The sequence below is a fragment of the Agrobacterium sp. ST15.16.055 genome (assembly GCF_027956555.1).
Classification (GTDB): Bacteria; Pseudomonadota; Alphaproteobacteria; order Rhizobiales; family Rhizobiaceae; genus Agrobacterium; species Agrobacterium salinitolerans.
In genome coordinates, this window is sequence record NZ_JAQKGN010000006.1 from 103546 (window position 1) to 116809 (window position 13264).

Sequence of the window (13264 nt, forward strand, 5' to 3'; positions counted from 1 at the left end):
TCGGGACGACAGGCCGGACGCCCGGCGGATGGAACAATGGCCGCAGACAAGTCTCGCAATTCGACACCGATGGACAAGCTCTGGCAGGATGTGACGCCGGAGCGGCTGACGGGCGAGGCCGGGCTGGTCATCGATGTCGCGGGTTTCGAAGGCCCGCTCGATCTGCTGTTGCATCTTGCCCGGACGCAGAAGGTCGATCTGTCGCGCATTTCGGTGCTGGCCCTTGCCGAACAATATCTGCAATTCGTGGAAAGCGCGCGCCGCGTCCGCATCGAGCTTGCGGCTGACTATCTCGTCATGGCGGCGTGGCTCGCCTTCCTGAAATCCAAGCTCCTCATTCCGCAGCAATCCAAGGATGACGGTCCCTCGGGCGAAGAAATGGCCGCCACGCTGGCCTTCCGGCTGAAGCGTCTGGAGGCGATGCGCGAGGCGGCCGAACGTCTCGTCAACCGCGCCCAGCTCGGCCGCGATGTGTTCGCCCGCGGCGCGCCCGAGCATATTCCGCATATCAACCGCTCCGCCTATGAGGCGAGCCTTTATGACCTGCTCAGCGCCTATGCCAATCTGCGGCAGCGGCAGGCGATTACTCAGGTCACGATTGAAAAACGGCAGGTCTGGTCGCTTGTCGAGGCGCGTGAGCTTTTGACCAACCTCCTCGGCGATGTCGGGGAATGGACCGTGCTCGACCAATATCTGCTGCAATATGTACCCGATCCCGCCATGCGGGTGACGGCGATCGCCAGCGCCTTTGCCGCTTCGCTGGAACTGGTGCGCGAGGGATCGCTGCAAATCCGGCAGGAGGGCGCTTTCCAGCCCATCTATATGCGCCGCGGCACGAGGGATGAGCCCGCGGCCAGTGCCGGGAGGAGCGACAATGACTGATGATGAAGAGACCGGCGAGGCGATGATCGTGACAGATGGGGTGGGATTCGAACCCACGGTATTTTCCGAACGGCAACTGAAGGAGGCCGAGCGGATCACCGAGGCTTTGGTCTTCGCCTCGTCCGAGCCGGTCTCCGTGGCTTTCATCGCCGAGCGCCTGCCGCGCGGCATGGATGTCGTTGCCATTCTGCAGCGTCTCAAGGTGCTTTATGCGGAGCGGGGCGTCAATCTCGTGCAGGTGGGCGGGCAATGGGCCTTCCGCACCGCCGGCGATCTTTCCTTCGTCATCCGCGCTGAGGAAAAGGAGCCGAAGAAGCTGTCGCGCGCGGCGCTGGAAGTTCTGGCGATTATCGCATATCATCAACCGGTGACACGCGCCGAAATCGAGGAGATTCGCGGCGTGCAGACATCGCGCGGCACGCTCGATGTGTTGATGGAGGCGGGCTGGGTCAGGTTCCGTGGCCGCAGGCGCACCCCCGGCCGGCCGGTGACGATCGGCACCACGGTGGAGTTTCTCGATCATTTCGGTCTTGAGGAGTTGCGCGATCTGCCGGGGCTCGAGGAGCTGAAGGGGGCAGGGCTGCTTTCGGGCCGCATTCCCTCCAATTTCGGCGTACCTTTGCCGATGATGAGTGACGAGCTGCGCGAGGATGAAGATCCGATCACACAGCTGGATCTCGAGGAACTGGGCCTGCTGGCCCCCGGCGGCGGCGATGGCGACGACTGATATCGACATCCTGCCGGCGCGGCCACGAAAACTTTATGCGCACTCGTTGTCGAAGGGGTGATTTGTCGTTTGAAAAAGCCTTTCAAACGTCTTACATCGTCTGAAAGCGAAATTCAGGAGTTTCAGTTATGGGTTCTTTTAGTGTGTGGCATTGGCTCATCGTGCTGGTGATTGTTCTCGTCCTCTTCGGACGCGGCAAGATTCCGGAATTGATGGGCGATGTCGCAAAGGGCATCAAGAGCTTCAAGAAGGGCATGGCTGACGAAGACCAGACGCCGCCGCCGGCCGATGCCAACACGAAGACCGTCGACCACAAGGCTGACGAGATCAAGTAAGCGGCCTTTCGCCGCTTGGTGTGAGACTGGCGCTAGAGCGCCTTGCGTCCTTTTTTGACGCACCAAGGACGCTCTGCCACTTGTATGTTGCGCTTCATTCCCGTCGAAAATCGATTCCGATTGTCGGGCCGGAGCGCTAGGGTCTCGGGAGCATATTGATGTTAGATATCGGCTGGAGCGAGCTGCTGGTGATTGCGGTCGTGTTGATCGTGATCGTCGGGCCTAAAGACTTGCCGCCCATGATCCGCGCTTTCGGCAAAACGATGGCTAGCCTTCGCAAGATGGCGGGGGATTTCCGCAGCCAGTTCGATGAGGCCCTCAAAGAAGCCGACATGGACGATGTGCGCCAAACCATCTCCGATGTCCGCAATCTAAACCCGACCAATTCGCTGCGCGATGCGATGAACCCACTTCGCCAGCTGGGCAACGAGATCAAATCCGATCTCCAGAAGGCGACGGCTGCGCCGGATGGCCTTTCGTCCACGCCGGCGCCGGCGACAGGAGAGCCGGTCGCGCCGCTGGTCAGCGTGCCTGAGCCTGAAATGAAGCTGCCGGATGCGCCGCCTCCCGTTGCCGCACCCGCTGCGCCGGTTGCCGCAGCTGTCGCCGCGGAGGAAAAGCCCAAGCGCGCGCGGTCGAAATCCATTGCGACTGTTGAGGCCGAAGCGGTTGCCGCCAAGCCGAAACGTGCCGCGCGGAGCAAGGTTGCCGCAGCGCCAGAAACCGCCGCCACCGTGAAAACCAGTGAGCCCGCCGCCTCGAAGCCTGCCGTGAAGGCGGTCACCAAAAAGGCGGCTGCCAGCAAGTCTTCCGCAGACAAGGCGGCCGTGGCCGAGGCCAAGCCGGCTAAAACGGCAAAAACCAAGGCTGCAAAGCCCAAAAAGGATGAAGCATGAGCGGGGATATCGAGGATAAGCCGCAGCCGCTGATCGAGCACCTCATGGAACTGCGCACGCGGCTGATCTGGTCGCTCGGCGCGTTCTTCGTCGCCTTCATCGCCTGTTTCGCCGTTGCCAAACATCTGTTTAACCTGCTGGTCGTTCCCTATAAATGGGCGGTGATCTGGGCCGGGCTCGATGTGGCGAAGTCGTCGCTGATCTATACCGCGCCGCAGGAATTCTTCTTCACGCAGATCAAGGTCGCCATGTTTGGCGCCATTGTGATTTCCTTCCCGGTGATCGCCTCGCAGCTTTATAAATTCGTGGCGCCCGGCCTTTACAAGAACGAGCGGGCGGCCTTCCTGCCGTTCCTCATCGCTTCGCCGATCCTTTTCCTCATCGGTGCGGCGCTTGTCTATTTCTTCTTCACGCCCATGGTCATGTGGTTCTTCCTCGCCATGCAGCAATTGCCCGAAGACGGCGAGGTGGCGATTTCGCTGATGCCGAAGGTGTCGGAGTATCTCAGCCTCATCATGACGCTGGTTCTCTCCTTCGGTCTGGTGTTCCAGCTGCCCGTCGTCACCACACTTCTGGCCCGCGTCGGGCTTTTGACCAGCGACTGGCTGCGGCAAAAGCGCAAGTTCGCGATTGTCCTCGCCTTTGTAGTCGCAGCCGTCCTGACGCCGCCGGACCCCATGTCCCAGATCGGTCTTGCGCTGCCTGCAATCATTCTCTACGAGATTTCCATCTACATGGCTCGACTCGTGGAGAGGAAACGTGCGGCAGAATCCGCAAGCACGGAGCTGGAGGAGACCTGATATTCTCGAAGGTCTCGCCGCTCACGACATTTCCTCGCGCCGGGCTCATGCCCGGCGTTTTGCTGTGAAACACCGATGATGCAACAACGGTCTGGAACGACGATGCACGACATTAAATGGATACGCGAAAACCCCGAAGCTTTCGATGCGGCGCTTGCACGCCGTGGCGCAGAGCCCGCCGCCAGCGGCCTGATCGCGCTTGATGAAAAGCGTCGTTCCGTCATCCAGTCCCTGCAGGACATGCAGTCGCGCCGCAACGCCGCCTCCAAGGAAATCGGCGCTGCGATGGCGCAGAAGAACATGGAGCTGGCGGAAAAGCTGAAAGCCGAAGTCGCCGATCTCAAGGACAACATGCCGCGCGCCGAGGAGGAGGACCGTCTGGTCACCGCCGAGTTGAACGATGCGCTTTCGCGCCTGCCCAACATGCCCTTCGACGATGTGCCCGATGGCAAGGACGAGCATGACAATGTGGTGACCCGCGTCGTCGGTCAGAAGCCCGGCTGGAACCATGAGGCCAAGGAGCATTTCGAGATTGGCGAAGCGCTCGGCTATATGGATTTCGAGCGTGCCGCCAAGCTTTCGGGCGCACGTTTTACCGTGCTGACCAGCCAGCTGGCGCGTCTGGAAAGGGCGCTCGGCCAGTTCATGATCGACCTGCACACCTCGGAACATGGCTATACCGAAGTTTCCTCGCCGCTAATGGTGCGCGACGAAGCCATGTTCGGCACCGGTCAATTGCCGAAATTCTCCGAGGACCTGTTCAAGACCACGGATGGCCGCTGGCTGATCCCGACGGCCGAGGTGACGCTGACCAACCTCGTGTCCGGCGAAATTCTCGATCAGGAGAAGCTGCCGCTACGTTTTACCGCGCTGACGCCATCCTTTCGTTCGGAAGCGGGTTCGGCCGGCCGCGACACGCGCGGCATGCTGCGCCAGCACCAGTTCTGGAAATGCGAACTCGTCTCCATCACCGATGCGGAAAGCGCGGTCGCCGAACATGAGCGCATGACGGCCTGCGCCGAAGAGGTGTTGAAGCGCCTCGGCCTGCATTTCCGCACCATGACGCTCTGCACCGGCGACATGGGCTTCAGCGCCCGCAAGACATACGATCTGGAAGTGTGGCTGCCGGGCCAGAACACCTATCGCGAAATTTCGTCCTGCTCGGTCTGCGGCGATTTCCAGGCGCGGCGCATGAATGCGCGCTATCGCGGCAAGGAAGACAAGGCGACGAAATTCGTGCACACGCTGAACGGTTCCGGAACGGCTGTCGGTCGCTGCCTGATCGCGGTTCTCGAAAATTACCTGAACGACGATGGCTCCGTCACAATTCCGGACGTGCTGCTTCCCTATATGGGTGGTCTGACTCGGATCGAGAAAGCGGCCTGAGGGAGCGCAGCGTCGTGCTATTGGAAGGAGAGTCTTCCAATCAGGCCGACGTCGTCCTCGGGACAGGCCTGAGGATCTGCAACCTATCGATTGATTTCGACGTGATTAGATTCTCTGGACAGGCCTGAGGATGACCATGGGAGAGCTGCACACCTCACTGCCGGTTGGGGGATGCTCCGTCCTTGAAGATATGAAAAGCGGAGAGAGAACCATGCGGATTTTGCTGACCAATGACGACGGTATCCACGCCGAAGGTCTGGCGGTGCTGGAGCGTATCGCCCGCACGCTGTCCGACGATGTCTGGATCGTTGCGCCGGAGACAGACCAGAGCGGGCTCGCGCACTCCCTGACGCTCTCCGAGCCACTGCGGCTGCGCAAGGTTTCCGACAAGCATTTCGCGTTGCGCGGCACGCCGACCGATTGCGTCATCATGGGCATTCGCGAGGTTCTGCCCGAAAAGCCGGATCTGGTTCTTTCCGGCGTCAATGCCGGCGCCAACATGGCTGATGACGTGACCTATTCCGGCACCATTGCCGGCGCCATCGAAGGCACGCTGCAGGGCGTGCGCTCCTTTGCGCTCAGCCAGGCCTTCAGCCATGCCGAAGGCCGTGTCGTGCCGTGGGAAGTGGCGGAGACCTATGCGCCCGATCTCATCCGCAAGCTCATCGATGTCGATCTGCCTGACGGCACCTTCCTCAACCTCAACTTCCCCAATTGTGCGCCCAAGGATGTGCAGGGCGTGTCTGTCACCGGGCAGGGCAAGCTCGATTTTGGCCTGACGGTGGAGGAACGGCAGGACGGTCGCGGTCTTCCCTACTACTGGCTGCGCTTCGGCGAGCGTCTCGGTACCTTCCGCGAAGGCACCGATATCCACGCTTTGAAACATGGCAAGATTTCTGTCACACCGCTCAAGCTTGACCTGACGGACTACACGGTGAAGGATCGGGTTGCGCAAGCACTTGGATTCGGAGCAGCCGATTGAAATCCGCAATGGTCGAAAAGGAAGGTTTTGCCGCTCTCGTTCTCCGCTTAAGGGGTGAGGGGATTTCCGATCTCGACCTTCTGACGGCGGTCGAGCAGACGCCGCGCTCGAAATTCGTGCCGCCGCAATTTGCGGCCGATGCCTATTCCAGCCGCACGATCCCGATCGACTGCGGCGCCTTCATGGAAGGCGCCGACATGGCGGTGAAAATCCTTGCCCGACTGCAGCTGAAACCCGGCCAGCGTGTGCTGGAAATCGGCACGGGCAGCGGTTTCATGACGGCGATCATCGCTCGCCGGGTCGAACGCGTCTTTTCTCTGGAGCGTTACAGGACGCTGGTGCAGCGGGCGCAGAACTGTCTCGACGATCTCTCCATCCGTAATGTCGTCATCCGTCAGGCGGATGGCAGCAACGGCTTGGTGGGCGAGGGTACCTTCGACCGAATCGTCTCCACGGCGGCCTTCACCACCATGCCCCGCTTCTTTGCCGAACAGATCGTTTCAGGCGGCATGATGATCGCCCCGATCATTCTCGAAGACGAGCGTTGCGTGATGACGCGGTTCTCCAAGACCGGCAGCCGCTTCGAGAAGGAAGAACTGTTCGAGGCGCCTTACCTGCCGCTCAGCACGCATATTGCGCGTCATTTGTGACGAAATGAAAATTTTGGAGACATTCCATCTTTGTCTCCTAATGTTCTGAATTTCTGTAACTAACTGATTTTTAATATCATTATTGTTCCAACGTGACGCATTCTGTTTTCGTCATGGTTATCGAAGTGTCAAAAAAGCGCCAAGCGGCTTAACGTTTTAACGGCGTGGTAACACTAACGCGCTTTAATCATAAACATCGACGCATGGTTTTCCCACTTCGGGAAATGGGCCTTGCAAGAAGTGAAATTTGTGCCGGATCGGTCTCGATGCGGCGGGTTGGCGTCAGTGTAGATCGAGTCATGCGTATGAGACATTCGTCTAAAATCGGAAAATCAGTCGCAAAAATGTTCGCAGCGGCATTGCTGGCAAGCGTCGCAACGGGCTGTAGCTCGGATGCAACGCGGTTCAGCGGCCTCTTTTCCAGTGGACCGGATCAGATGACCACGGCGTCAATTCCTGCCCGTCAGGGCGGCGGTGCTTACGGGCAGGCCCCGGTGCCGCAGGGCGACATGAATGGCGGTTACGCCTCCGCCGCGCCGCAGGGCGGTTATGCCAACCAGAACATGGCGGGCAATTCCTATCCGCAATCGGGCGGTTATGGCGGCGTTCAGCCTTCCATGGCCCGCTCGGCTTCGGCCTCTCCCGTGCAGCGATCCGAGTTGGCTGCGCCGACAGCTGTGGCAAGCCGCGATCCTTCGACCCGCAGCGAAGCCATGGCCCAGCCTTTCCCATCCGCCCAGCCCAAGGCTGCGCCGTCTCTTGCAGCGCCCGCCCGGCAGGCTGCCGCTCCCGCGGCCGACAATCTGACCACCGCAACGGTCCGCTCCGACAAGAACGGCTGGCACACGGATGGCGCCGCCTCCGTGACCCTGCGTCCCGGCGAAAACATCGCGACGCTCTCCAACCGTTACGGCGTTCCGGAAAAGGAACTGCTGCGCGTCAACGGCCTGAAGACCGCATCCTCGGCACAGGCCGGCCAGTCGATCATCATTCCGAAGTTCGGTCAGGTCCGCAATGCCGCCAAGGATGCCGCCGGCAATATTGCGCTCAACCGCAATGGTGACCAGCCGACGCCGCTGCGTAGTCCAGAGGGGAACGTGGCTGTGCTGCCGTCGCAGGCCGCCGCCCGTGATAAGGTTTCCTCCGAAACCGGCAAGCTGACGCCGCCCGGCGGCAAGCCGCTGCCGCCCACCGGCGGCTACAAGGTGCAGCCGGGCGACAGCCTGTCCAAGATCGCCCGCGCAAACGGCGTGTCGGTCGCCGCCCTCAAGGCGGCAAACGGTCTCAGCAACGAAAACATTCGCGTCGGCCAGACGCTCAACATGCCGGGTGCTTCGACGGACGCCATCAAGACGGCTTCCGTTCCGGCCAAAGAAGCGGCCAAGCCGGTCGAAACCGCATCCGCCAAGCCTGAGCCCTACAAGGCCCCGGCTGCTGCCGCGGCTCCGACTGCGCCTGCCGCACCGGCCACCGCCAGTGTCAGCGACATCGAGAAAAAGGCCGACATGGCTTCCGTCGCACCGGAATCCACCGGCATCGGCAAATATCGCTGGCCGGTTCGCGGCGCGGTCATCAACAATTTCGGCGATAATGTCGAAGGCAGCCGCAACGATGGCATCAATATCTCCGTTCCGGAAGGCACGCCGATCAAGGCCGCCGAAAACGGTGTGGTCATCTATGCGGGCAACGGCCTGAAGCAGCTCGGCAACACGGTTCTCGTGCGCCATGACGACGGCAAGGTCACCGTTTACGGCAACGCAGCCAATCTCGACGTGCAGCGCGGACAGAAGGTCCAGCGCGGCCAGACCATCGCCACATCGGGCATGACCGGCAGCGCCAAGCGTCCGCAGGTTCACTTCGAAGTTCGCAAGGATGCGACGCCGGTGAACCCTTCCACTTTCCTTGAATAGGTATTGCGTCTCAAGGAATGATGAAGCCGGGTGATGAGCCCGGCTTTTTCATTTTTTGGCTTGATGACGGAGGAGAGGAGGCGGCGGAAACGTCGCTACTGCCTCACCAGTCCCACCGTCTTCTCGATGAAATCGGCAATTGCGCCGGTATCGTCGAGATCGAAAACGGGCAACGTCGTGTCCGCCACGTCATGATCGGCAGCAATGGCGATTATATGCGGATCGAGCGGCGCGAGCGGTTCGGTCTTGGCCGCGTCCAGTCGGCGCGCCTCGATCTTCGGCACCGGCTCGTATTTATAACCCTCGATCAGCACGAGATCGCAGGGGGCGAGGCGGGAGAGGATGTCCTCGAAGGAGGGTTCCGGTTCGCCGCGCAATTCATGCATGATGGCGAAGCGGGTGCCGGAGACGATGGTGACTTCGTGCGCGCCGGCCTGCCGGTGACGCCAGCTATCCGCCCCGACCTTGTCGATATCAAAATCATGATGGGCGTGCTTGATGGTGGAGACGCGGTAGCCGCGCGCCGCCAGCTCGGTGACGATACGGACCGCAAGGCCGGTCTTGCCCGAGTTTTTCCAGCCGGCGATGCCGAAGACCTTTTGTGCCGTCATTGCTCCAGCTTCTCCAGATAGCTGCGCGCCAGCGCCAGTTCATCCGGCGTGTTGATGTTGAAGAACGGATCGAGGCTGCCCTTTGCCGTTTCCAGCGGCGGGAAGGCCACGCCGATGGTGACGTGCCGGGCGAGATAGGCGCGGATGCGCCGGTTTTCATCGTTCTTCAGCCAGTCCTCGAGATCATCGGCAAGCGCTACCGGCCACAGCGCAAAAACCGGGTGAAGCTGGCCGCTGGAGGCAGCGATGACGATCGCATCGTCTGACAGGGGTTCGCAAAGCCGCGCCACGAGATCGTTCGGGAAAAACGGGCTGTCGGCGGGCGCGGTCAGGAAGTGACTGACCGCGCCCTCACGATGCTGGAAATGGCGCATGCCGGCCAGAATACCGGCAAGCGGTCCGGCATGGCCGCTCAGCGTATCTCGAAGCAGCGGCAGGCCGAAATTCTCCGCCCAGCCATTGGCGGCATTGATGGTGACGTCTGACACCTGCCGTGCGATGCGGTTGATGACATGGGAGATGAGGGGCGTATCGCCCAATTGCACCATCGCCTTGTTGCTGCCCATGCGCCGCGAAAGCCCGCCGGCGAGCACAAGACCTGGTATTTCGAAAGGGGCCGTCATTCCCGCTGTTCCTGCAGCCTTACGACATGGGTGGTGAGGAGGGCGACAAGGCCGGTCGCCAGCATCACCAGAAGAAGCGGCCAGGTTCCGTCCTCCCTGGACAGGACCGAGGAGGCGAGCACCGAGAGCGCTGCGCCGCCGCCGATGGTCATCGCGCCGCCGAGGCCGGAGGCGGAGCCGGCCAGATGCGGCTGGACGCTGACCATGCCGGCATTGGCGCTCGGCAGTGTCACGCCGTTACCGACGCCGATCAAGGCGAGCGGCACGAAAAACGCATAGGCGCTTTCCGCCCCGGCGGAGATCAGCAGCATGGTCGTTACGATGCCGGCAATGGCGATGACATTGCCCGACAGCATCATGCGGGTAATGCCGATTTCGCTGGCATAACGACCGGAGATGAAGTTGCCGAGCATGTAACCGCTGGCCATGAAGAAGAATTGCAGGCCGAGCATGGCCGGGGCGAGCCCGTAAAGCACGCTGCCGACAAAGGGCGCGCCGCCGAGGAAGGAGAAGAACATGCCGGACGAGAAGGTCGAGGTTAGCGCATAACCCCAGAAGAGCGGAGAGCGCAGAAGTTCCGGCCAGGCGTGAAACTGCTGCGAAAAGCTCGCCGACTTATTGTGGTTGGTTTCACCGAGATCGAACCAGGCGAGCACCAGAATGCCGACGCCGAGCAGGGAGAGGAGGGCGAAGCTCGACTGCCAGCCGGAAATGTCGTTGAGCAGCCCGCCAACCGTCGGCCCCACCATCGGCACCACGGACATGCCCATGGTCACGTAGCCGATCATCGAGGCTGCCTGTTCCATCGGCACCATGTCGCGCACGATGGCGCGCGCCAGCACGAAGCCGGAAACGACTGCCGCCTGCGCAACGCGCCCGATCATGAAGACGGTGATGTTGGGCGCGAGCATGCAGACGAGCGTTGCGACGATCATGATGGCGATGCTGGCCAGCATGACCGGGCGGCGCCCGAAAAGATCGGAAAGCGGGCCGATGATGAGCTGCAGGCAGGCGGTGGCGGCAAGATAACCCGAAACGGCAAATTGCATCACCGCGTAGTCGGTCTCGAAATAAACCGCCATGGCCGCAAGCGAGGGCAGGAACACATTCATGCACAGAGCCGCAACGCCGGCGATGACGACCAGCGTGATGATGTGCGGCGGTGTGGTCCTGTCCAGAAAACGGCCGCTGTTCATATCATTCTCCAGCCTCGCCCGTTACGGCAGCTTTCGTAACGGAAGCCGGCCGTACCGTGGTCGCGGCGGTGGGGGTGGCGGCCGCGCGCTTGGCCATCTGCGAGCGCTTGCGCAGGCTTTCGCGGTAGAAGGTGTAGAGGCCCGAACCGATGACGATCAGGGCGCCGACGATGGTATAATTGTCGATCTTTTCATTGAAGAAGAATACGCCGATCATGAAACCCCAGAGCAGGCTGGTGTAACGGAACGGCGCGACGAAGGAGATTTCGCCCGATCTCATGGCGAGAATGATCGCCTGATAGCCCACCAGCACCAGGATGGCGGAACCGGCGAGATGTGAGAGGATCATAAAATTCATCGGCTGCCAGCCGCCGAAGGGCACGATCAGCAGGCCGCCCACCGCCATATTGACGAAAGCGGTGATGACGGTGATGGCGAGCGAGGGCACATCGGCATACATTTTCCGCGTCAGCAGATCGCGCGCGGCGGTGACGGCGAGCGATGCGACGACCAGAAGCGCCCCCGGCGTGAAGCCTTCCGGGCCGGGCCTGATGATGACGAGCACGCCGATAAAGCCGACGATGATCGCCATCCAGCGTCGCCAGCCCACCGGCTCGCGCAGAAACAGCGCCGCACCCAGCGTCACCACCAGGGGCAGGGACTGCAATATGGCCGAGGCATTGGAAAATTCGATGAGGCCGAGCGCCGTCAGATAGAGCACGGCCGCAGTCACCTCGCAGAGACAGCGCAGGATGATGATGGGGCGCATGAGGGTTTTCAGCGGCCGGAGCGCACCGAAATGGCGGGCGGCGATGTAGATCAGCACCACCGTTATGATGCCGCGGACGAACATGATCTGGCCGGTATTGATATAGGGCGTGACGGATTTCGTCAGGGCGTCATTGGCCGTGAAGCTTGCCATGGCGAGCGCCATGAAAAGGGCGCCGCGCGTATTGTCCGTCAATGCCATTCCAAAATATCCCAGACCATGCGCGGTTTTCCCGGCCGCCCTTTCGGGGCGATTTGGGCCGCCTTTCGGGCGTGACCACGCATTCCTCCATGCAAAGAGACGTGGCACGCCACAGCCGGCATTTCAACCGTTTATATGGGTGGGTGGACGAGAAACAGTTTCAGCCTTCGCTCAGCCGCCGGTCACGCTCATATGGCGGGAGACGGCAGGCCGGTTGTGGGTGCGGTCGATGATGAAATCATGCCCTTTCGGCTTGCGCAGAAGGGCTTCATCGATGGCGCTGGAAAGATAGGCATCACTGTCGGAGGCGCGCAGCGCGGTGCGCAGGTCGGCGGCGTCATCCTGGCCCAGGCACATATAAAGCGTGCCGGTACATGTGAGGCGGACGCGATTGCAGCTTTCGCAGAAATTATGCGTCATCGGCGTGATGAAGCCGAGCCGGCCTCCGGTTTCCTTCACCGTCACGTAACGGGCGGGACCGCCGGTTTGGTAATCGCTGTCGATCAATGTGAAGCTCTTTTCCAGATCGGCGCGCAACTGCGAAAGCGGCAGGTAGCGGTCTGTCCGGTCTTCCTCGATCTCCCCCATCGGCATGGTTTCGATGACCGTCAGGTCCATGCCGCGACCATGGGCAAAACGCATGAGATCGGGAATCTCGGCGTCGTTGAAGTCCTTCAGCGCCACCGCGTTCAGCTTGACCTTGATGCCCGCGGCCTGGGCGGCGTCGAGCCCCTCCATGACGCGGTCGAGATCGCCCCAGCGGGTGATATGGCGGAACTTATCGCGATCGAGCGTATCGAGCGACACGTTGATGCGGCGCACCCCGCAATCGGCAAGCTCGTCGGCAAATTTGGCGAGCTGTGAGCCGTTTGTCGTCAGCGTCAGCTCTTCCAGCATACCGGTTTCAATGTGGCGGCCAAGGTTTCTCACCAGCGACATGATGTTCTTGCGCACCAGCGGTTCACCGCCGGTCAGCCTCAGCTTGCGCACGCCGCGCGTTATGAAGACGGAACAGAGCCGGTCCAGTTCTTCAAGCGTCAGAAGATCCTTCTTGGGCAGGAAGGTCATGTGCTCGGACATGCAATAGGTACAGCGGAAATCGCAGCGGTCGGTGACCGAGACACGCAGATAGGTGATGGAGCGGCCGAAAGGGTCCACCATCGGTGTGCTGTTTTCCGTCAGGGTTTTCGCTTTTTCAAGCGAACCGGAGAAACCGTTCACGTCTCCATCCTCACTGCGCCTCGCGCCTGGCACACACGCCGAATGGGTGCTCTATCAGGTGATGTAGTGGCTTGC

The 13264-nt window shown here is 61.2% G+C and carries 14 protein-coding genes; 9 read left to right on the forward strand and 5 right to left on the reverse strand.

Features of this window, described 5'->3' with window-relative positions:
* Nucleotides 1–36: 36 nt before the first annotated feature.
* The 9 genes from PL599_RS11630 (at nt 37) to PL599_RS11670 (ending at nt 8568) form a co-directional block, all read left to right on the forward strand.
* On the forward strand, nt 37–882 hold the full coding sequence (locus PL599_RS11630; protein WP_077982155.1) for a segregation and condensation protein A: 846 nt from the start codon (nt 37–39) through the stop codon (nt 880–882).
* Nucleotides 875–1609 carry an SMC-Scp complex subunit ScpB gene (gene scpB, locus PL599_RS11635; RefSeq protein WP_089153214.1) on the forward strand — a complete coding sequence of 245 codons (735 nt, stop codon included), beginning with the start codon at nt 875–877 and terminating at the stop codon, nt 1607–1609. The genes PL599_RS11630 and scpB overlap by 8 nt, the downstream gene beginning before the upstream one ends.
* A 128-nt stretch (nt 1610–1737) precedes the next feature.
* Nucleotides 1738–1944 (forward strand): twin-arginine translocase TatA/TatE family subunit, encoded by a 207-nt coding sequence (locus PL599_RS11640; protein WP_003509722.1) that lies wholly within the window; start codon nt 1738–1740, stop codon nt 1942–1944.
* Nucleotides 1945–2102: 158 nt separating this feature from the next.
* On the forward strand, nt 2103–2840 hold the full coding sequence (gene tatB / locus PL599_RS11645) for a Sec-independent protein translocase protein TatB (protein WP_269824691.1): 738 nt from the start codon (nt 2103–2105) through the stop codon (nt 2838–2840).
* Nucleotides 2837–3640 carry a twin-arginine translocase subunit TatC gene (gene tatC, locus PL599_RS11650; RefSeq protein WP_077982157.1) on the forward strand — a complete coding sequence of 268 codons (804 nt, stop codon included), beginning with the start codon at nt 2837–2839 and terminating at the stop codon, nt 3638–3640. Before tatB ends, tatC begins: the two co-directional genes overlap by 4 nt.
* Before the next feature lie 102 nt (nt 3641–3742).
* Entirely contained in the window at nt 3743–5026 is a 1284-nt protein-coding gene (gene serS / locus PL599_RS11655) for a serine--tRNA ligase (RefSeq protein ID WP_269824690.1), read from the forward strand.
* A 211-nt stretch (nt 5027–5237) separates the two neighbouring features.
* On the forward strand, nt 5238–6008 hold the full coding sequence (surE, locus tag PL599_RS11660; RefSeq protein ID WP_217004806.1) for a 5'/3'-nucleotidase SurE: 771 nt from the start codon (nt 5238–5240) through the stop codon (nt 6006–6008).
* An 8-nt stretch (nt 6009–6016) separates the two neighbouring features.
* On the forward strand, nt 6017–6658 hold the full coding sequence (locus tag PL599_RS11665; RefSeq protein ID WP_077982158.1) for a protein-L-isoaspartate(D-aspartate) O-methyltransferase: 642 nt from the start codon (nt 6017–6019) through the stop codon (nt 6656–6658).
* Nucleotides 6659–7002: 344 nt separating this feature from the next.
* Nucleotides 7003–8568, forward strand: coding sequence for a peptidoglycan DD-metalloendopeptidase family protein (locus PL599_RS11670; RefSeq protein ID WP_162520386.1), 1566 nt, complete (start codon nt 7003–7005; stop codon nt 8566–8568).
* Nucleotides 8569–8663: 95 nt separating this feature from the next.
* Here PL599_RS11670 and mobB read toward each other — a convergent pair whose 3' ends face one another.
* From mobB to moaA, 5 genes are all read right to left on the reverse strand, one after another.
* Nucleotides 8664–9179, reverse strand: coding sequence for a molybdopterin-guanine dinucleotide biosynthesis protein B (gene mobB, locus PL599_RS11675; protein WP_269824689.1), 516 nt, complete (start codon nt 9177–9179; stop codon nt 8664–8666).
* Nucleotides 9176–9802: a molybdenum cofactor guanylyltransferase MobA gene (mobA, locus tag PL599_RS11680; RefSeq protein ID WP_173989226.1), complete on the reverse strand. Its 627-nt coding sequence runs from the start codon at nt 9800–9802 to the stop codon at nt 9176–9178. Before mobA ends, mobB begins: the two co-directional genes overlap by 4 nt.
* The gene (locus PL599_RS11685) at nt 9799–10998 is read right to left on the reverse strand and encodes a multidrug effflux MFS transporter (protein ID WP_137410475.1); all 1200 of its coding nucleotides are present in this window, start codon (nt 10996–10998) and stop codon (nt 9799–9801) included. Before PL599_RS11685 ends, mobA begins: the two co-directional genes overlap by 4 nt.
* A gap of 1 nt (nt 10999) precedes the next feature.
* The gene (locus PL599_RS11690; RefSeq protein ID WP_142912304.1) at nt 11000–11968 is read right to left on the reverse strand and encodes a DMT family transporter; all 969 of its coding nucleotides are present in this window, start codon (nt 11966–11968) and stop codon (nt 11000–11002) included.
* 171 nt (nt 11969–12139) lie between these two features.
* Nucleotides 12140–13189: a GTP 3',8-cyclase MoaA gene (gene moaA / locus PL599_RS11695; protein WP_269824688.1), complete on the reverse strand. Its 1050-nt coding sequence runs from the start codon at nt 13187–13189 to the stop codon at nt 12140–12142.
* Nucleotides 13190–13264: the final 75 nt, after the last annotated feature.

Bases quoted from the DNA above. Each gene is read 5' to 3' on its own strand.
- PL599_RS11670 (WP_162520386.1), top strand. From the start codon at position 7,003: ATGTTCGCAGCGGCATTGCTGGCAAGCGTCGCAACGGGCTGTAGCTCG.
- PL599_RS11640 (WP_003509722.1), top strand. From the start codon at position 1,738: ATGGGTTCTTTTAGTGTGTGGCATTGGCTCATCGTGCTGGTGATTGTT.
- PL599_RS11685 (WP_137410475.1), bottom strand. From the start codon at position 10,998: ATGAACAGCGGCCGTTTTCTGGACAGGACCACACCGCCGCACATCATC.
- surE (WP_217004806.1), top strand. From the start codon at position 5,238: ATGCGGATTTTGCTGACCAATGACGACGGTATCCACGCCGAAGGTCTG.
- mobA (WP_173989226.1), bottom strand. From the start codon at position 9,802: ATGACGGCCCCTTTCGAAATACCAGGTCTTGTGCTCGCCGGCGGGCTT.
- mobB (WP_269824689.1), bottom strand. From the start codon at position 9,179: ATGACGGCACAAAAGGTCTTCGGCATCGCCGGCTGGAAAAACTCGGGC.
- PL599_RS11665 (WP_077982158.1), top strand. From the start codon at position 6,017: ATGGTCGAAAAGGAAGGTTTTGCCGCTCTCGTTCTCCGCTTAAGGGGT.
- tatB (WP_269824691.1), top strand. From the start codon at position 2,103: ATGTTAGATATCGGCTGGAGCGAGCTGCTGGTGATTGCGGTCGTGTTG.
- scpB (WP_089153214.1), top strand. From the start codon at position 875: ATGACTGATGATGAAGAGACCGGCGAGGCGATGATCGTGACAGATGGG.
- PL599_RS11630 (WP_077982155.1), top strand. From the start codon at position 37: ATGGCCGCAGACAAGTCTCGCAATTCGACACCGATGGACAAGCTCTGG.
- tatC (WP_077982157.1), top strand. From the start codon at position 2,837: ATGAGCGGGGATATCGAGGATAAGCCGCAGCCGCTGATCGAGCACCTC.
- serS (WP_269824690.1), top strand. From the start codon at position 3,743: ATGCACGACATTAAATGGATACGCGAAAACCCCGAAGCTTTCGATGCG.
- PL599_RS11690 (WP_142912304.1), bottom strand. From the start codon at position 11,968: ATGGCATTGACGGACAATACGCGCGGCGCCCTTTTCATGGCGCTCGCC.